Annotated in this window: 18 protein-coding genes and 1 pseudogene; 12 read left to right on the top strand and 7 right to left on the bottom strand. The window is 39.6% G+C overall.

Features of this window, described 5'->3' with window-relative positions; all coding sequences use genetic code 11:
* Positions 1-13 precede the first annotated feature (13 nt).
* The 4 genes and pseudogenes from ACS8FA_RS27750 to parA form a co-directional block, all read right to left on the bottom strand.
* Positions 14-3,097 carry a TrlF family AAA-like ATPase gene (locus ACS8FA_RS27750; protein WP_114701981.1) on the bottom strand — a complete coding sequence of 1,028 codons (3,084 nt, stop codon included), beginning with the start codon at positions 3,095-3,097 and terminating at the stop codon, positions 14-16.
* A gap of 79 nt (positions 3,098-3,176) precedes the next feature.
* A pseudogene (locus tag ACS8FA_RS27755) lies at positions 3,177-3,956 on the bottom strand (type I restriction endonuclease subunit R, EcoR124 family); the annotation flags it as partial.
* A gap of 150 nt (positions 3,957-4,106) precedes the next feature.
* Positions 4,107-4,316, bottom strand: coding sequence for a plasmid partition protein ParG (locus ACS8FA_RS27760; protein WP_162799539.1), 210 nt, complete (start codon positions 4,314-4,316; stop codon positions 4,107-4,109).
* Positions 4,317-4,319: 3 nt separating this feature from the next.
* Complete coding sequence (parA, locus tag ACS8FA_RS27765; RefSeq protein WP_114701984.1) at positions 4,320-4,958, bottom strand: ParA family partition ATPase; 639 nt, start codon at positions 4,956-4,958, stop codon at positions 4,320-4,322.
* 428 nt (positions 4,959-5,386) lie between these two features.
* On the opposite strand from parA, the gene ACS8FA_RS27770 reads away from it, so the two are divergent.
* Complete coding sequence (locus ACS8FA_RS27770) at positions 5,387-5,611, top strand: helix-turn-helix domain-containing protein (protein ID WP_057758779.1); 225 nt, start codon at positions 5,387-5,389, stop codon at positions 5,609-5,611.
* 155 nt (positions 5,612-5,766) lie between these two features.
* Positions 5,767-6,042, top strand: a complete 276-nt coding sequence (locus ACS8FA_RS27775; protein WP_095570655.1) for a hypothetical protein — start codon at positions 5,767-5,769, stop codon at positions 6,040-6,042.
* A gap of 187 nt (positions 6,043-6,229) precedes the next feature.
* Here ACS8FA_RS27775 and ACS8FA_RS27780 read toward each other — a convergent pair whose 3' ends face one another.
* Positions 6,230-7,186: a hypothetical protein gene (locus ACS8FA_RS27780; RefSeq protein WP_114701938.1), complete on the bottom strand. Its 957-nt coding sequence runs from the start codon at positions 7,184-7,186 to the stop codon at positions 6,230-6,232.
* A 30-nt stretch (positions 7,187-7,216) separates the two neighbouring features.
* On the bottom strand, positions 7,217-9,853 hold the full coding sequence (locus ACS8FA_RS27785; RefSeq protein WP_114701937.1) for a MobA/MobL family protein: 2,637 nt from the start codon (positions 9,851-9,853) through the stop codon (positions 7,217-7,219).
* A gap of 263 nt (positions 9,854-10,116) precedes the next feature.
* Between ACS8FA_RS27785 and ACS8FA_RS27790 the strand changes: the two genes are divergently transcribed.
* The 9 genes from ACS8FA_RS27790 to ACS8FA_RS27830 all read left to right on the top strand — a co-directional run bounded on the left by ACS8FA_RS27790 (position 10,117) and on the right by ACS8FA_RS27830 (position 16,477).
* Complete coding sequence (locus ACS8FA_RS27790) at positions 10,117-10,458, top strand: hypothetical protein (protein ID WP_114701936.1); 342 nt, start codon at positions 10,117-10,119, stop codon at positions 10,456-10,458.
* Positions 10,459-10,662: 204 nt separating this feature from the next.
* Positions 10,663-10,833, top strand: coding sequence for a hypothetical protein (locus ACS8FA_RS27795; RefSeq protein ID WP_162799535.1), 171 nt, complete (start codon positions 10,663-10,665; stop codon positions 10,831-10,833).
* 327 nt (positions 10,834-11,160) lie between these two features.
* The gene (locus ACS8FA_RS27800) at positions 11,161-12,117 is read left to right on the top strand and encodes a replication initiation protein (RefSeq protein ID WP_058368520.1); all 957 of its coding nucleotides are present in this window, start codon (positions 11,161-11,163) and stop codon (positions 12,115-12,117) included.
* An 83-nt stretch (positions 12,118-12,200) separates the two neighbouring features.
* Positions 12,201-12,428: a type II toxin-antitoxin system RelB/DinJ family antitoxin gene (locus ACS8FA_RS27805; RefSeq protein WP_114701935.1), complete on the top strand. Its 228-nt coding sequence runs from the start codon at positions 12,201-12,203 to the stop codon at positions 12,426-12,428.
* An 18-nt stretch (positions 12,429-12,446) separates the two neighbouring features.
* Positions 12,447-12,710 (top strand): BrnT family toxin, encoded by a 264-nt coding sequence (locus tag ACS8FA_RS27810; protein WP_226949371.1) that lies wholly within the window; start codon positions 12,447-12,449, stop codon positions 12,708-12,710.
* Positions 12,697-12,861, top strand: a complete 165-nt coding sequence (locus ACS8FA_RS27815; protein WP_156410068.1) for a hypothetical protein — start codon at positions 12,697-12,699, stop codon at positions 12,859-12,861. Before ACS8FA_RS27810 ends, ACS8FA_RS27815 begins: the two co-directional genes overlap by 14 nt.
* Before the next feature lie 258 nt (positions 12,862-13,119).
* Entirely contained in the window at positions 13,120-14,121 is a 1,002-nt protein-coding gene (locus tag ACS8FA_RS27820; protein WP_114701934.1) for a DNA-binding protein, read from the top strand.
* A gap of 1,043 nt (positions 14,122-15,164) precedes the next feature.
* Positions 15,165-15,305, top strand: coding sequence for a hypothetical protein (locus ACS8FA_RS27825; RefSeq protein WP_156410079.1), 141 nt, complete (start codon positions 15,165-15,167; stop codon positions 15,303-15,305).
* Between the two features lie 245 nt (positions 15,306-15,550).
* Positions 15,551-16,477: a cation diffusion facilitator family transporter gene (locus ACS8FA_RS27830; protein WP_058025953.1), complete on the top strand. Its 927-nt coding sequence runs from the start codon at positions 15,551-15,553 to the stop codon at positions 16,475-16,477.
* 186 nt (positions 16,478-16,663) lie between these two features.
* Here the strand turns inward: ACS8FA_RS27830 and lnt are convergent, their stop codons facing one another.
* Positions 16,664-18,232: an apolipoprotein N-acyltransferase gene (gene lnt, locus ACS8FA_RS27835; RefSeq protein ID WP_068039556.1), complete on the bottom strand. Its 1,569-nt coding sequence runs from the start codon at positions 18,230-18,232 to the stop codon at positions 16,664-16,666.
* A 239-nt stretch (positions 18,233-18,471) separates the two neighbouring features.
* On the opposite strand from lnt, the gene ACS8FA_RS27840 reads away from it, so the two are divergent.
* Positions 18,472-19,116 carry a DUF411 domain-containing protein gene (locus ACS8FA_RS27840; RefSeq protein WP_082787298.1) on the top strand — a complete coding sequence of 215 codons (645 nt, stop codon included), beginning with the start codon at positions 18,472-18,474 and terminating at the stop codon, positions 19,114-19,116.
* Positions 19,117-19,355: the final 239 nt, after the last annotated feature.

Raw genomic sequence — 19,355 nt, forward strand, 5'->3', positions numbered from 1 at the left:
TTAGTGTAATGCCCTACATATATTTTATTTTTCGGTTGTCAAAAGCTATTATAGTCCCTTCTAATACATCAACAGCTTTATTATTAATTATGCTGCACTCTATGGCTCCTGAAATATAACTAATATCATTGCTGTTTGAACGAGAAAATTCACAATGAATTATTTGTTCTGCATCACAAACTATCGCTAAATTAGGGTTATGAGTAACCATAATTATTTGTCTCTTTTGCTTTGCTTCAGTTAACACAGGTACGAGTAAGCTAACTATTGTTTCGTTATCCAAGTTTTCTTCTGGTTGATCTAAGATTATAGGATTATTGTCTTTATCAACCAGGAGGTAGAAGATCAAAAGTAGAGCGCCTCTTTGTCCTGGTGAAAGCTGTTCTATTTGTGCATCCTGAAACATCAAAGTATATTGAGGTTTTAGATACTCTAGCCCAAATATGAAATCATAGACTTCATTAGCATTACGATCTTTCTTTAGTAAAGATTGTATGCCTGGTAGTTTTGAAGCTTCCTCAAGCCTCCCATGTAGTTCTTGAACTAAATTTATAAGAGAAGGTTTAGAACTTATATCATGCTTATCCATTAATTCTCTTAGTACCGCTAAGCTTTCACTCTCCCCTCTAAAATCACCGGCAGTTTGTTTAACCATTAAAAACAATCTATCGTAGATCATATCTAGGTTGCTTTTTAATTCTGACTGAAACTGCAGCTTATATTCGTTGCGTATTAGAGAATTACTTTGAATTAATTCTTGAACAGGTTTGAATAGAGCCTCCCTGCTGATACGTTGTTCATCTAGAATATCAAAAATTTGTGCGGTGATTGAAATTCTTTGGGTTTGCAACTCATCTCTTTCAATTGGCAAATCATTTAATTTTTCGAGCTGATGCTCCAATCCCAGTATTGTCTCAGGTAGGTCGTTTGATCCGACTATTCCAGCCTGTTTTTCTTCCCAAGTATTTAATAATTCTAGGTACTGCTGATAAGCCTGCTGTGGTCCATTTAATCTTGTATTTAAAGCGTTTCGTCTTAAAATTAAAATGTTTTTATTGATATCAAGATTTGCATCACTAGCTTTAATTCTTGTAATTTCAGTAGAAATATTAGTATCTGTTTCTGACAATATCAGCTCATGTACTTCTAACGAAAGCAAGCTTTCTAGAGTTAAATCTAAAGTTACCGCATCAACCAAATGATCACTTCTAAACTGACTCAGAGATCTTTCAACAACCTCAATTCCTTCTTTTATATTTAAATAAGACTTCTTCTTTGAAGCCAACTTAGTCAGCTTAATCTTATTTTCTTCTTGTTGTATATAGATAGCTTCTAATTGCCGATTTACATCTGTTAATTCGGCAGAGACTTGCTGTTGTTCTGCAGAAGACTCGATGGTTGGTTCAGAGACTTCCTCAGGTTTAGCCTTTGAATGCTCTTCAAGCAACCTATTCTTTTGAGTCAATTTCTCGCTAATCGTATTACGAGTTACGTCTGACATCTGTCCTTCAATATATGATATCTGATGATTGATCTTATGTAACACGCTTCTTAAACTATCAAAATTACTCCTCAGCGCACTTTCTTGTTGTTCGATAAGTTGTTCAAAATTATGGGCGCCTAGCCTAGTAGTTTCATTAGCATGAGAGAAAATAACAGCCCTCAATTCCTGTTCAAAAGAATTGGATTTACCGTCGACATGATCGTTACATAGCTCTTCAAAGTGTCCTTGAGGTATATACTTAACAAACTCAACATGTTCAATTTCTGGATCATCATTTAGGTTTTTTTCTAAAACTTGTTCATCTCCCCACATCAATTTTGCAATGAAATGTTTTGCAGGTACACCCACTTTGCCTCTGAAACGGTTTTTCTTTAAGAAAGAGAAATGATGACTTTGTTTTGAGTTGCCTACTAACGCAATAATATCTGCTAGTGCGCTTTTACCACTTCCTTTATTACCAATAATAGCAACCAAATCATTGTTTAACGTTAGTTTAGTATTTTCTAACCAGCGTTCATTAAATGCCGACAATGGAACTTTTGTCACCTCTAGCTTATCTATGAATATACTTCTATTTTCTCTTATCAACTTTAATTTGGGGGGCACTGCACCTATAAAAGAGCGTTTTGCAGGCTCTTTTATTGCTTGTTGTAATCCTTGGAAAGTTGGATTAGCTTTTATCCAAGTAGCTTTTCCTGAAGGGTAATCACCATATCCTCGTTGATCATCATTTCCTTGAATACCAATGAACCGATGCGCATCACTGCCAGAAACAGCTAGTCTTGGAGTATTATTTAATGCTATTTGGAAGTCATCAAACCACCGCTCATTTTTAGTGGTCTTAATACCAGAAAAAGCCTCCCAAATGCTAATATTTCTAGTCTCGAATATTGGCGAAGTTTTGAATAATCCTAAAACGTATACATAATGAGCATTACGCTCTATTCCAGTTAAACCATCACTAGTATCAAAAGGCATAAAACCTATAGCTTGTTTATTTTTTACTTTTGTTATGGCTTCCTTGTAACTTTCACAATTCAATTCAGCCATTATTGAACCAGCTTCTAGAGCATAATTTGTATGATCTAATACCCTAGATATATCTATGCCATGATGCCTTAACTTATCTTCAGGAACCGAACGAGCATAATCAATAAGAGCATCATTAGATAAATTTCTACATCCATCTCCTGGGAACTCTAGCTTCAAATTAGCTTTAAAATCTATGAGCTCTTGGTCTTTAATATTGTCAGAGAAAATTACATGTGCGTTTAATCTTCCTCCTTTTAGGGGTGACATTAGACGTAATTCTATACCAGGAAAAACTGTTTTTTCTAACTTTGGAGCATCGTCCTGCTTCAATCGATGCTTTAAAGCAAACCAACCATCAAAAGTCCAATAATCCATTATTGCAAATACTGCTGGTTCTGCTGAATTGAGTGCATTTATCATCTGATCAACTAATGGCGCATTTCTAGGATCACAAGGATCACTATTGAACTTCTGCCCAGTCCAATGAAACGATGCTGGCGTATGTATATGCAGATCCCATTTTCGCCATTCAGATCCATTAGGGTATTCACTGTTAATCATTAATACTTCCTATTTTTTAATGAACTATCTAGAATTCTCGATAAACATGATTTATTTGCAGAGCTTTCTATTGATTTAGCTAAACCTTCCCACCCACACCTTTAAACTTCTCAACGAAAGCTGCTATTTTCTGCAGAACACTTTGCTTCTTGGTCAGATACTGCGGGTTGAGAGGGTTTAGTTTAGGCAAGATAGCATTCAACTCTGTACCGTTCTCACTGGCGTACTCACGCTTTAGAGAAGCGGTAATATAACGCTTAGCAGCATCTTCATTCAGATTCTCAGCCGCAATCATATCTTTGACTTCACGTTGCTGCTCTACCTGAGCATAGCTAAAGAAGGCATCGATAATGCTGGATTTGTCAGGGATATTATCCAAGTTAGTTTGATTGATAAAATCTACCACCAAGCTTTCTTTGGCTCGGTTGCCAAGGCTTGCTCGAATCAAACGACGTACTTCTTCAACCAAAGCAGACTTGTCCTTGGTGTTTTTATTATGCTCAAAAATTAGCTCAAGGATATAATCTAGATTGATCTCCTGTGATTTGAGCAAGTCTATTTCAAAGACAACCTCATCCCAATCAATCGAAGACTCATCTTGCTGGTCACCCGCCTTTTCACGACGTAGCCAATCGCGTATATCGTTATAGGTTGAGCGATAATCTTGTACGGTACGTTCAGCAGGCACTTTAATAGTTTGCATAGCGGCTATCTCATCATCGTTTAGGTAATGCTCATCCTTAAACGTCTCAACAGCGTCAGCATCGGTCACATCCAAGTCTTGCAGTGCTTTTAGGCTTGCAAACTCATCATAGTTTTGTAATATATTCTCGACACGTAAATACTCCCCGAATAACAGAGATAAGACTCCTTCATCATCTGCTACCACACCATCGACCATATACAGATCTATATCTGTTTTAAAACTTGATAAAGCCATTTTATGACTTTCAATAAACATTTAGCATGATCCTTTATTCTGAGCTACTTTATTTGTAACTTACAGAAACTACCGTTCAACTATTTTCTCATCAATCATTTCAGTTAATAGCTCAGTCACTGTCTTTCGGTTATCAAGCGCAAACTTTTTGAATGCAATATACTTATCTTTGTCAATGTTAAAGTTTACTCGTGCCGTTTTTTGAGGACTATCGGTCACGTCTGACAAAGATAACTCATCTTTTACCTTCTTACTGGGACGACCTGCTGCTAAGCTCATCATTTACTCCTTATCAAAAAATGTTTTAACTTCATTAACCAATACCGTCATTTCTTGTACTGCATTACTGTTCACTGACTCAGTATCAAATACGGTCTTGCCTAATGCTGCGCTATTTGGATAACTTACACGCTGCATAATTCTACTATCTAACACAGGTAGACCGTACTCTAGTAAAACTGAAGCCACTTCCTTACCAATATTAGTATTCTGGATTGCCCTAGACACTACAAAGGCTGCTTTTAGTTTACCGTCAGTCATCTCTATACGCTGCTTTACTAAGTCTACTAAATCGCTAGTCGCCCAAACATCGTATGGGCTAGGCTGTACAGGAATTAATACAAAATCAGCTGCTTTAATTGCAGATAAAGCCAAACTAGTTGCTTGTGGTGAACCATCAATCACAACATACTCTTTATCAGAGACATTTTTTAGATCTTTATCAAGCGTAGGTCTATCGAGACCTATCACTGGTACTGGATTATCTTCATCTACAGCTCGCCAATCACGTGCACTGCCCTGCTGGTCACTATCTACTAGCAATACACTATGTCCTTGCAGCTGCAAGCCACGAGCTAATTGAGTGGCAATAGTTGTCTTGCCACTGCCTCCTTTTTGATTCAACACAGCAATGACTTTCATAGAGCAATCCTAATTTTGAGTATTTGAGTATTTGAGTATTTGAGTATTTGAGTATTTGAGTATTTGAGTATTTGAGTATTTGAGTATTTGAGTATTTGAGTATTTGAGTATTTGAGTATTTGAGTATTTGAGTATTTGAGTATTTGAGTATTTGAGTATTATTAAGACTTTACTCAATAGTTAGATGAATAGCAACATTTTTAAAAAATAACTATATCTTTGATATCGACTGAATTTCTATGTGAATAATATTCATAAAACTGCATAAATTTGTCAAAGACTGAGATGCCCCAGTAAACTGACTGCTAACATATAAAGTGTAGCTATCAAGTATCAATATGAGCTACTAAAAGCAATACTTTAGCCGCTCATATTCGTTATAATCCGCTCACCAATCAAAAACCACTAATATGAATGAGGGAACCACTATGGTGAAGTGTCACTTATCGACCATCATGGGTGAAAGACGCCTTAAAATTGCCGATATCTCAAGAGATACTGGCATCAATCGTGGCACCATTACTCGCATGTATCATGAAGAAGCCACCCGCGTTGATCTAGATGTCATCGAGTCTTTATGTACTTATCTTAGAATCAATGTTGGTGATTTATACGAAATCATAAATGAGGACAGCAGTGAGTCACCAGCATAAATAACGTTGTCATGAGCTGTGATTGTCTTTAAACGAATAAAAAGACCTACAGAAGGTTATTTTCTCTTGCAATAGATTAAAATATAGGTATAATTTGACCTGTAGTAAGTCATTTTATTTATTATATGTATATAATGGTCTATAGGAGAATACCAATGAATAACAATCTATCTCGGCTCAATAGCTGCACATGGTTTAGTGAACAGACTAAAACGTTAGCCTCTCAGCTGTTATTAAGCTTACAAATACAGCAAGGCGTACAGCTGGCAACCCTACTTGGTGTTGACCCCATTCTTTATAATGATGAAGCGGTTTATGTCTGGGTGCAACGACAGCTAGATGACGGTCTTATCGTTGACGATCATGCGTTAAGCACCCTTGAAACTGCTTTTATAGAGTTGGTCACAGCTCACACTGACCAAGCAGCGTAATGGCTTTAGCTTATATTTACAGACAACTTGTTTAACAAGAAACAATAACCCTTAAAGCCAGATAAAGTGTCATTATCTGGCTTTTTGATATAGACAAAGATAACGACAATCAAACAAGCTTTTTTCAGTCTTATATGTCTCAGAAGACGCACTTTTGGGCAATATGGCTTACTATTACCATATGCCTTTACTCAGTCGGCTCTGCACGCGGCACCCCAGCTATTTTATAATAAACAAAGCCTCTCTCATCTCTCAAAACACTTTTACTGTCTGCTCTAACGCACCAGCTGATTGCATCAGGCTGCGCTTCATTAACATCACAAGCCAAAATAATCTGCTGACTTTGAGCGTTATCAAATGCCTGCTTCCACCCCGTTTCAAGCTCATCGATGCCGCGCTGTAGCTCTGCTTGCTGGTATCTCATCTCTGCAATCTCATCAAAGCTTGGCACATACCAAAATACCAGGGCCACCAAACTTATTATCACAGCCATCGTACCCGCTGCGACAGCGGCTGCAATCCTTTTAATACTCATAGTCTCAATGGACTTATGAATTTTGTCCAAGTCTTTACTAGCTCTACCCTCAACCTGTTCAATCCGCGTTTTGGTGGTGGTCTCAAAGGTCTCAATATCTTCAATAATCTGCTTATGACCAGCTTGGTACTGATTGGTGAATAGGGCTAGATTGTCAGCGCCTGCGCCAAGCTTGTCAGCCACCGCTTGCATGGTACTCACTTGTACCTCTATGCTGTCGTTTTTAGCAGTGACGACCGACTCTACAGCCGTATCAATCTGCTGTTTCATATCGGTGATGATGCCTGCTATTTTGTCATCATAACGACGCGGCATATCATTGTCAGTAAAAGCAGTCACTGCCGCTTGTAGCTGCTTTAACACGAGTTCTTGATACTGACTCAATGCCTGCGAAGTCGTGCTTGCGCTACTACCTAATTCTTCAATGGCAGAAGACACCTCATTCACCTTGCTATCAATACCGCTAAGCGAACGCTCAAGCCGCCTCGCTACCGCATCATCGGCTCGCTTAATCAGCTCACGCAAGGCCCCAATGACCGGAGTCAATGAAGTCACTAGGTTAACAAGTTGATCGTGTATGTCTTGCTCAGTGCGGTCATTTTTATTCATAGTAAGTACTCATTATTGTAATCATCACAACTAAAATGGGCGTGGTGACGAGTAATGGCGCGCTTTTTCTTGAATAGCCTTGTCTATATCCAGCACTTGTGCGGCCAAGATTTGCGCTAAATTTTGCGTGCCCACGCGGATGTCAGGAACCTGCTCAAAACGCTCATTAAGCGCGTTTATAGTATCAATTTTATGACGGTCGCTAGGAAGCGTGCCGAGCGCTTGTAATAGTGTCTGTACCGATGTATCTCTGTCTATCGTCACCCGTTCTGCATCCGTGTCTCGCAAACGCTTTTGCAACGCGGTGACGTTATCAGTATGCTGAAGCGTTTTTAAAACGAGGGCCTCAGCAGCTAACTTTTCAGCCACCTCTATCACAGTGGCAGTAGTATCAATCGCTTTAAAGTCGATCTTATCAATACGGTCTTTAACCCGTACCAGCATATTATCAAACCTGCTCTGATACGCCTTGACTTCTGCCTGTCGGGTACGCGCAAGGGCAGTAGCATCTTGCTCTTTTTGTTGTTTTTCTTGCCGCCGCTTCTCTGCTTCCTCTCGTGCACGCTCAGCCTTTTTCTTAAGCTCTGCTTGCTCATGTGCTTTGTTGAGCTGGTACTGAAGCCTCATCGTACGGTTGCGCCAGTCATCAAGCCGATCTGCGTTCAATTGAGTGGTCTTGGTACGGGTAATCTCATCGTATAAGTCATCATCTTGCACAATCACCGCTTCACTTTGATCAAGAAGGGCAATACGCTGCTCATAAAACGGCGATAGGCGCTGATAGGTTTTTTGACTGGTATTGATTTGCAGCTTTAATTGTTTGATGTCTTCATTATTGGCGGTTTTAAATGTCTTTACATCAGATACAAGCATCTTCAAACGTGCCTCAGCGGTATCATCTATCTCTACCGCTTTAAGAGCACGCAGCGCCTCACGCTCTTGCTCAAGCGCTTTAAAACGCTCAACATCAAGATCTGCCAGTGCCGCGAACTTATGATAGGTGTCAAGGTTGCTCGTTATCTCGATCGCCTGCAAATCCTCAAACGTCTCCCGCCAGTGCCGCTGCAGCTCAGTTTTTTCAATATCAATCTCATCAAGCGCTTTAAAGTCAGTAGCCAGCTTATTCAGCGTTGCGGCAAACGGTTTTAAGGTGGCCTTTAGCGCCTTATGATCATCAATAACTCGATTGTTAAGGGGAATAAGATTTTTTAAAACCGCTTTATTGTTCAGCACCGTTTTATCAATCTGTGACAGCTGCTCTTCAAGGCGGCTAACAGCGCGGCCTGTTTGTAGGGTGTCATCTTGTCTAAACTGATCAACCGACGCTAAAGCCGTCTTTAGTGCCTCACTTTGCTCTTTCGTATGTATTTTCCGGGCAAGCTCAATCATTTTTTGGCGGGGCTCGCTAAAATCCTGTCCCACCTCCTTGGTGAACCGCTGGGTACTCTTAATGTTTTTATCAATGGTAATAATCTGTTTAGACTGAAGCGCTAACTCTTCATACAGCGCATCAATGGTTGAAAATAAGGCGCTGCGTACCATCTTTTTTTGACTCACAAAGTCGGCTGAAATTGCTAAAAGCTCATCAAGTGCGTGATCATTGGCCACATCACTATGCGTCTGACTGTTATTTTTAGGGATAGCGGGTTCAAGTTCAGCGGCAGGATCTACAAAGCGGATATTACTGAGCTCAATTCGCGCAAAGGGCTTACGCTTTTTATAATGTACTGTGACGCCGTTAACCTCTTGCTCATTGCTTTCTAGGTCAATACGTCCCTTGTCGTCATACTCAATTACCAGACCATTTTTTTCAATGTAAGCATTGATCTCATCAATCGTCTCGTTGTACTCATGAATCACTGAACGATTGCCTTTGAGAATATCCTTATACAATGACTTGCCCAGTTTCATTTTTGGTAAAAGACTGATGCCCAGCTCACGGTAGGATTTCTCACTAATGGTTTTATTCTCAGGCAGTAGCTTATTGGCCATATCCGCCCAAAGGGTGCGTTGATATTTAAGCTCATCGCCGCGCCCGTTTAACCCCTTAGATAAACGCTCCTCCGTTGACCACTGCAGCCAATTCTTGCGTGCTGATAAAGCATAACCCTCAACATCCGCTACTATCTCACGGCTTGAGAGTAAAATATGGGCATGAAAATTACGACTGGTCAGCTCAACCACTTCAACCTCCCCCACATGTTTCTCGTGACTGTGGGGCCGATGAATGGCCACATCGACAAGCACGTTATAACGATCAGATAAGGTTTGAGCGTAGCGCTCGGCCAGAACTATACGCTGATCAGCGGTGATCCCATCAGGAAACATCACATCAATCTCAGTACCCAATTGCGCGTTTTTACGAGTCTCAATGCGTTCGATATCATTCCAAAAACCCTCACGTGTCACTGCTAGATCCCCAGCAAGAGTTGGCGTTATCAACGCCATATGCACCACATTTTTCTCAATAACTTGCGTATATTTAGTGCCATCACTGTCCACTAAGTTTAAGATTTTATCTTTAGCTTTACTGGTATAATCGTGGACGACTCCTGACTGCCCATCAACCAGTTTTGAGCCAGAATTATAAGCCGACTTTGCCACCACGCTATGATTTTTCGCCTTACTAACGGCGCTAACCGACAGATGAAAACCTTTATTATTCATAGCAAAAAAACCCAATATTGAGTGATGATTTTTTGGGGGTTGTAGGGGGTTCGCCCCCTGCCGGACGACGGAGTTTATGTAAAAAAAATAGCGCCCCTTGTGGGCCTTTTTTACATAAACTCCTAAGTTCGCTCTTAACAGAGGGTTAAAATACTACTGCGCCCACGAAACGAAGTGGTCTTGTGTATTTTACTACCTTGCATACCTGTATATGTACTGCTAGGATCAACTCTATCATAGTTGGCTAAAAAAAGGATGAGGTAATGTCAGTAATATCAGATGATTTATTTGCAAATAAGATTAAGCAATTACAGGCTCTTAAAAAAGAGATTGATCAGGACAGGCTTGAAGCACATAAAATATTGGGGGAGTGGTTGGCCAACGCATTAGACGATGATGACAATCATGAACTGCAAGCTATTTTTTTAGATGCACACGATAATGAAAAATATGTCCGTTTGAAAAAGCACCGTGAGTTTTTAAAGTCAATTGCTCATAAGATGCAAGGTGAGGCTAAGATGGTATCAAGCAGTTTTACTTCACATGAAGACAATCAAGATAGTGAGTACGGTTCATTGTTTGATGACGATTCAGCAGCTCAATAACTGTTACTGTTAGCAATAGCCTATTCATCAGTACAACTGAATCGTCTTCTAATTAGCGAAATGCTAGAAGACGATTTTTAGCTGTTTTAAGCGTTTTAAAATAGCTTTAGCTACCATCGTATCGAACAGAGCGTAGAACGCATATAAGAGTATTTTTTATGCGTTTTAGCAATGCTTTAAGATGTGTTTACAGAGGTGTCGATAATGACTATTGAAAATGAAGACAAGTTATCTACAAAAAATGAGACTGATACTGAGAGTATGAAAACAGCGTTGGCCAGAATGACAGATGAAGACATTCAAAATATCTTTGACCGTGCTTTTGAAGATTTTCAAAGATCAAAGCTTAATCCGAACTATGAGAATAAAGATTGATACCGAGTAAATTGACCATAGCGTTTTGAGCTACTGAACAGTTCTATAAGTGATTGGTCGCTCATATTATCATCTCAAATCCGTCAGTTCTTGAGCTTTTTTCCTATTATTTAATATAAAAACATATTTTTTACTTTTAAAGATTTTTAAAGACTTTTAGGAAGCTCTCAGACCTTACCAGTTAAGGGCTTCAAGATCTATAAAGCTACAATCAGCTAGGTTAATGCTACAATCAGCTAGGTTAAAAGCTACAATCAGCTAGGTTAAAAGCTACAATCAGCAGGTATTATGCTACAATTAGATAGATTTGAGTATTAAGGCGTAGATATGACTAACCAAGTTGGTTTATATGAGAAGAAATACCCTGCAAATTGGGTTGTTATGCAAAATCGTATTCTACAAGCGTTTTATGAAATGACACTTGATGAAAAACGGTTGCTGTTGCTTGCTAGTTCAGTAGTGCGTTTGATAGATGCCACTGAAAAAGACACTATAGAGATAACCGCGAAAGCATTTGCAGAGGCTTGCAACATTCAAGTGGATTCTGCTTATACTCAATTAAAAGATGCTAGTGAAACGATGATGAGGCGATTTTTTAGCTATAGAAATGAACGCGGTAGCCGTGTCAATGTACAGTGGGTCATCAGATCAATATATGAAGATGGCTATGTGTCTCTATGTTTTACAGATGAAGTGCTACTGATGTTGAAGGTTTTTGATGAAAATAATCCATTCACTAAATATAAAAAAGAAGATGTACTTAAACTGAAGGGTGAATATTCAATAGATATATACCATCTGGCCAAAAAACATGAGGCAATGAGCTCGTGGACAATGTCACTTGAAGAAATTAGAGAGGAGCTAGCTCTTTCTAAATCTTACGAACGTATTAACAACCTAAAAAGTCGAGTCATCAACCCAAGCGTTGAAGAAATAACAGAAAAGTCAGATATTAAAATCACCTATGAAAACGTCAAACGTGGTCGTACCGTCACAGGACTAAAATTTAATGTAAAAGCTAAGCCCACCAAGAAAAAAAGTCTGGAGGACTTAAATCAGAATAATGAGAATAGAGATATACCATCCTTAACAGTCAAACAGATCGACCGTTTTGCGCCTCTATTGGCTAACTATGCCCCATTTGGTAGCTATGCGCCTTCAGGAAAAAGTACCCAAGAAGTGATCAGCTGGTTACACACTCAATTAAGAGATGAAGCTTTTTTAAAGACCCATAAAAAGCATTTGCTGGCGGTAGGTTATACGTTCCCTAAGCAAAAATCATAGCAAAGAAAAAAGAGTGATTAATCTGGTACTGTCTATACAAATGGTTTATATTATATGTACACAGATAAGCCATTTGTAATGCCATGACGACAACTAATTATAATATCAGGCTCGATCAAGAGCTAAAAGAAAATGCTTTTGCCGTGTTTGAAAGCTATGGTCTAACGCCGTCTCAAGCGATTAAATTGTTCTTGACCCAAGTGGCGCAAACCAATCAAGTACCGCTATCTTTTGAATACCAGAAAGTAACAGCTGTCAGTCAAGATGAATTGCTAATCTATAAAGAGCATACTGACAGAGAGAACAGATAAGTATTAGATTTGAATGGGATGAACAAAAAAAACACCAATCAGCGTAAGCACCGTTTATTATTTGAGGCAGCCGCCCGAGTTTTTCTAGACCTTTTATGCCTGCGTCAGCAAGACAGGTATGAAAATGATGAAAAGCAGTGGCAAGCGCTGGGTACAGTAGACGGTACCGCCGTCCTATTGGTAGCCCATACGCAAACAGAAATAGATAATGGTGAGGTTATACGCATTATCTCAGCTAGACGTGTCAAAAAAATGAAAGGGAGCCAGTGTGAACAAAGTTAGTTATCAAATAGACGAGCTACCACCACTAACGGCCAAGCAACAAGTAGATTTAGAGCATTTAGCAACGCTTAATGATGACGACATTGATCTATCAGACATTCCAGAAGTCACCGACTGGTCAGGTGTTAGCCGTGGCAGTATTAAACCATAAGCGTTCTTTACTGAGGCCAGTATCATTGCCAAATTTAAGGATAAAACCAAGCAAACAGGCGCTAATCATTAATAAATGATAGTAATGCGCTAGAAGAGTACTTAACTGATCGTTAGCCCTAATCTAATGATTGTGACCTCAAGATTACTTGAGGTTTTTTTAAGCCTTATATTGTAGTATGTTGTATATTGTATTATACTATATAAAAAATACTACAAACGCTACATATTTACTCATACAAAATTAAGGACAATAATTATGGCCATTACTACACAGCAAATTCATGCTATTGCTGATCAACTGCACGAACAAGGTATCAAACCTACTTTAGCCGAAGTGCGTAAGGCGCTGGGTGGTGGATCATTCACGACCATCAGTGAAGCTATGAAGTCTTGGCGTCAGGATAACCAACAAGAAGAGCAGCTAAGACAGGTTGAGCTACCAAGTGGTATCACTGAACGCTTACAAACGCTTGGTGCGGATATGTGGCAGACGGCCATTGATATTGCCAATGATCGTCTGGTTAAAGAACGGGAGGCTCTAGAGAGTATTAAGGCCAAGTCGCAAGCTGAGACAGATGAGGCTCAAGAAGCGGTTAAGACCCTAGAGAGTGAGCAGGCTGATTTGTTAGAACAGCTCGATGAGGTCACAGCAACTGCAGAGGCAACGGCTATCACCGCGGCTCAAGTGACTGCTGAACGGGATGTGCTGACACAGACACTCAGCGATACTCAGCACCAGCTAGAACTTGAACGAGCTAAAACAGTGGCAGCTCAGGCCCAACTTGGTGACCTGCGTAGCAGTTTTGATCAGCAATCAAAAGAGCTGAGTGCCAACATATCGAAGGTGGCCACGCTTGAAGCCACTGCTAATAGCGATAAAGCAGAGATCGCGCGTCTGCAAACAGAACTGACAGCAACTAAGGATGAGCTAAAGACAGTCGTTATTGAGCGCAACGAGATAACGAATCTTACAGCAGAAGTGAAAGGAGAGTTAAAGGCCATAATCGCTGAACGTGATAAGTTATCAGGGATTAATGAGCAGCTTACTCAAAAGCAAGCTAAGATTGAAGCAGATCATCAGCTACTGATTAAGCAACACGACACGTTAAATCATGAGAGAACTTTGCTTAGTACTGAGCACACTGCATTGAGTGAGCAGTATGATGAGCTTTCAATTAACTATCAATCAGAACAGGAAAAGAGTAGCTCATTGACTGCAGAGATTGAAAAGATGCGAGAGACAATTAACAATAAATAAGTCAATCCCGTTCTATTCACACTAAGCTTATGAATCCACCATGACAATATCGACTCACTGAATAAATGATGGTTGTATAATAAATATTCTAAATTTTTCTCTGAACTCTCATAGTATATAGCCTAGTGGGCTATATACTACTTAAATTAGCCTAAGTGAATTTATGCTGATTTTGGAGCCTTGAGCAGATTTCAAGGAACACTCACCCTAAAGCAATTATGAGTATAATAAAAATACTCACAAACACTTTAGTGCATTCCTTGAATTTGATGTGATTAGTCATGCCGACTTCATCGCCCATCGCGTCATCAAGACCGTATCACTGTATCAAGCTACGGCTGTTATGATTACGGCTGATAGCACCGCCTAGACACGCTCATAACCGCTACTGTGCTGTCATACGCTAGCAAGGGCGTTCGCCCAATATACCGCTACGATATGCACAAGTAACCACTCATTGCGTTGCTCTGATCCTTTGTCTAGTCACCCCTGTAGGGAGCTCACCCTTATGTCAAACGCAGTCGTCACCGAGGCCTGCCACCCATTTGACGGGTAACGGGTACAGAGAGAGCAGCACGAAAATGTAACGAGCGAACAAGCAGTTTTTAAAATGTATAGCAAATAGAGTTGATATGAAAGCAGATTTTGGATAAAATGCACCTATACGGGCATTTAATGCTGTTCAAATAACGCAGTCTGTGTGCTTATTTGTTCGTTACAGGGTGCGTCAACACACTGTAACCGTTATCTACATTTAAAACTAAATGCCTCTGGGAGTCAACTCCCAGAGGCATTTTTTTATTTGTCATACAGATTAGGTTTTTAATATCTGATTCTTCGTTAGATTGCTTAGGCTTTTCTTGTCGTCATTTAGCGTAAGCATTTCAATTATTTTGAAGTTAGCACTTAGTACATCCTCACAAGACGTTAAGTTTCTGACAATACTGGGATAGTTTACTATGAAGACCGGCTTAGTCGTCAGATGCAAGGTTTTACACGCGCTGTTAAGAAGCGGTAAATCATCTTTCTGAGAGAATACGATAATGAAAAGACAAACCTACACTCCTGAGATTAAAGAACGCGCCGTTCGTATGCTGATTGAAGCATTAAACGATTACACCTTTATGTGGTCATGTCATAAAAAGCACACTAATGAAACTATACTAACCAACATTCAAGACTAAGCTACACATACTAAAGAGCTTGAACATGAGAACAAGAAGCTTACGTAAGCCAGTTAGATTACAGTAAAATCCGCTTTTTTCGCCCAAGGAGAGATAGGACACACAATCAAGTTGTGGCTCAGTTTATTGATAAAAATAAGTGGGTCTACGGTATTAGAGCAATATTGACTGTGCAATATAGAAAATATGCAATAAACTTATTTTCTACCTTTAATAAAATGCAGCAACCTAAACAAGGGTAAATTATGAGTAATTCAGATAACCACAGTCATCAAGCTCCAGACCCTAAAAATATGAATAAAGCTTTTTATATTGGGATTGGTCTAAATTCTGCATTTACGCTCATCGAGTTTATAGTGGGCTACTCAACTAATTCATTAGCTTTAATCGCAGACGCTAGCCACAACTTAAGTGATGTTGCCAGTTTAATAATCTCGTTAATTGGAATGAAATTAGCACAGAAAGCATCTACTACGCTTTATACCTATGGCTACAAAAAAGCTTCTATAATGGCGTCTCTTATTAACGCCATATTGTTAGTTACAATCGTTATAGGTATTGCGTATGAGGCCTTGGGTCGATTTGATACGATACCGGAAGTTGCAGGAAAAGTTATTATTATTACAGCTCTAATAGGTGTATTTATAAATACTGTTTCTGCTTTTGCATTCTACAAAGGTCAAAAAGACGATATTAATATCAAAGGTGCTTTCTTGCATCTAATGGTAGATGCATTGGTCTCTGTAGGTGTCGTTATCTCGGGCATTATTATTTACTATACAAGTTGGAATATCGTTGATCCTCTAGTTAGCTTGATTATTTCAGTCGTTATACTGTTATCGACTTGGGGTCTACTAAAAGAGAGTATCAAGCTTGCTATCGACGGAGTACCTCAAAATGTTGATCTCAGTAAAATCACTGCTATCTTAGAGAGCTATAATTTTATTCAAAACTTTCATCATTTACATATCTGGGCTTTGAGTACCACTGAGAATGCTCTTACAGTTCATATTGTACCGAAGACCGATATAACGTTTGAAGAGACTATTACTATGAAAGAAAACATCAAGGAAGATTTGGCGCATCAGAATATACAACATGCAACTATTGAATTTGGTACTAAGGCAGATGACAATCAAAAATCGCGTGCATTAAATGAAAGTATCAACTAAAAGATGATAGACCGTATATAGCTATCTCTTTTTAAGTATGAGGCGCGTGCCTTATGTCAACATAATTTTTTCAATCAGTTCTTATGTGATCAATAGTTTAAAACTTTTATATTTACGTGCGTTAGGACGTTACCTAGAAAAAATAAAAAACTTACGCTGATTAAATTATTATGATTAAGTTTACTATTACCCTCGTCTTCTAAGTGTGGTTAGACCTTTGCCAAAATAGCTTATTAGTAATAACAGGGTTATTATTATCAAGATAGGATAATTTCCCATAAGCATAAAGGGCGTGTTACCAACCCGTGCCTGTATCTCACCACGTAGTACAGTACGCTCAAACTGCGGTGCGCGTTTTACAATACGACCTTTATGGTTAATGATAGCGGTAACACCAGTATTGGTCGCTCGAATAAACCAGCGCCCGTTCTCAAGCGCGCGCATTTGTACCATTTGCAAATGTTGCAATGGTCCTGCTGAAGTGCCAAACCAGGCATCGTTAGAGACGGTCAACAAAAAGTCAGTATCGATGGCATTTTTACGCGTGGTATCTGGATAAGCTACCTCATAACAGATAGCCGTCCCTATATTGTGTTCACGCACCTTTAGCGGTGACTGCTGATCACTACCACGACTATAGCTCTTAATATCCTGACTACCGGCCAAACTTGGGAAAATATCGAGCACGCCTTCAAATGGAATATACTCTCCAAAAGGCACTAGACGCTGCTTCTTGTATAGGCCTTCCGCTTCTACACCTCGAGCAATCACGCTATTGTAAAATGGGGGATACTTATCCGTACTGGCATTGAATGCCGCTTTATCCTTATAAGGGATACCAGTTATCCATGTCGTATTGGTCGCATTGGCCATTTCTATCATTTCACTAATAAAGCCCGCAGCCTCATCCTGAAACATCGGAATAGATGATTCAGGCCACACCACCACATCACGTCCCCACTCAGTGCGCGTTAACTTCGCATAAATCTTTAGCGTTTCTACTTGATATTGCGTCAGCCACTTTATATCTTGTGAAATATTACCTTGAATCAATGACACTGACAGATCAGGTGTGCCCTTAGGTTTTGTCCATTGCGGATTGACCAGCCATAATGATGTGCTAATGGCTAATAACAGTACAGAAACGACGGCATAACTACTGCGTCGAAGCAGTAGCTCTACTAAACTTGCAGCCAATAGTATGGCAACAAAAGAGACGGCAAAAACACCAGCAACGGGTGCTAAGGACGATAACCAATACTCTTCAGTAAATGCATAACCAACAAACAGCCACGGAAAGCCTGTGAATAACCAAGTTTTTAACCATTCTTGTAGCACCCAAAGAGCAGCAAATGAAAAGGGTTGTTTGCCTACCATACGGTTAAAGACTAGTGCTAAAAATCCATGAAACAGTCCCATACCGAGACCCATCAATCCAATCATAATCAATGCGAGCCACGTTGGAGTATCGCTATAATCATGGATGGCAGTATAGAGCCAAAAGCCGCCGACGCACCATAGCCCCATACCGTAAGCTTCACCGATAATAAAAGCGCGACGACCACTCATATTTGGTACCAACAGCGCATATAAAATCGCTGGTGACACTATTGCTAGCGGCCAGAACCCATGAGGCGCTAGCGCAAATAAAAAAATAGCCCCTGCAAGCCATGCTGCTACTAGCGTAAACCATAGCGGTAATTGATTTGAGTGAGTACTCAAACGCTTTTGTAGATTAATAGTAGACAGGCGCATCGCAAATTATCCAAAATTATGAGTTTTGAATTTTTAGTCAAAATCCAAAACTCGGATAGACCTGTTAATACTACAGGCAGCATTTCAAAATGAAAACTGCTTATGATACCAGTCCGCACTGCTCAATGGATAAATTTACGTACTCCGTTTGATGGGTTATTATGCTACATTACCAAACGATATGAAGTGTTACTTGACCTTCTATAGCTCACAATATCTACAGTACATGAGAGAGCACTATGACCCCCTTAAAAATAAAATCCAGTCTTATATTCAATCGTTATCTGTCTAAGGGGTTGCGTAGTACGTTAGTATTACTTGCCGCCTCATCACTATTTGCTTGTAGCCAACCGAGTAGTGGCGTATCTGATGCAAGCACAACATCGGCATCAACTGAAGATGTAGTGACTGTTCCGAAGACAGCTGAACCAAACGTTATAAATACTCCTATGATGACATCAGTAAGTAAACCAGACCTACTAAAAAACGTCTCAGCCACTGTCTATAAAGATGCCAATTGCGGCTGCTGTAAAGAATGGATAAGTCATGCAGAAGATAATGGTCTAAGTGCAACCGCGCAAGATGTTGCGGACTTAGCCGTATTTAAAGAGCGCTACAGCGTTCCAAATGAAATGCGTTCTTGCCATACTGTAGTCACTACTGATGGTTACGTCTTTGAAGGTCATGTACCCGCTAAATATATGGCGCAGTTTTTAGAAAATCCGCCAGTACAAGCTATGGGTCTTGCCGTACCTGGCATGCCTGTTGGTAGCCCGGGTATGGAGTATCAAAATAAATTCATGCCCTATCAGGTTATGCAACTCAATAAAGACGGGACGACCCAAGTTTATGCTGATATTGAATCGGTAGAGCAGCAATTATAGTGTGTTAGCAGTTAAGAATACTTTGATTATAGTGTTAGCGTTAAAAGCGAATGAAGCAAGTATAAGACTGTTCTATTGCTTATAAAATGATTCTTCATCAAAAAATTCATTAGCTATTGCGACTTTAAAATTAAAAATAACTTTGAATTTGTAACTTTTGATGACAATGTAAGCGGATTTATCGGTTATTAACCCTTAAAATAGATAAATAACTAAGGGTTAATACAAGAATATACAGG

Source organism: Psychrobacter sp. 1Y1, from assembly GCF_051847395.2.
Taxonomy (GTDB): domain Bacteria; phylum Pseudomonadota; class Gammaproteobacteria; order Pseudomonadales; family Moraxellaceae; genus Psychrobacter.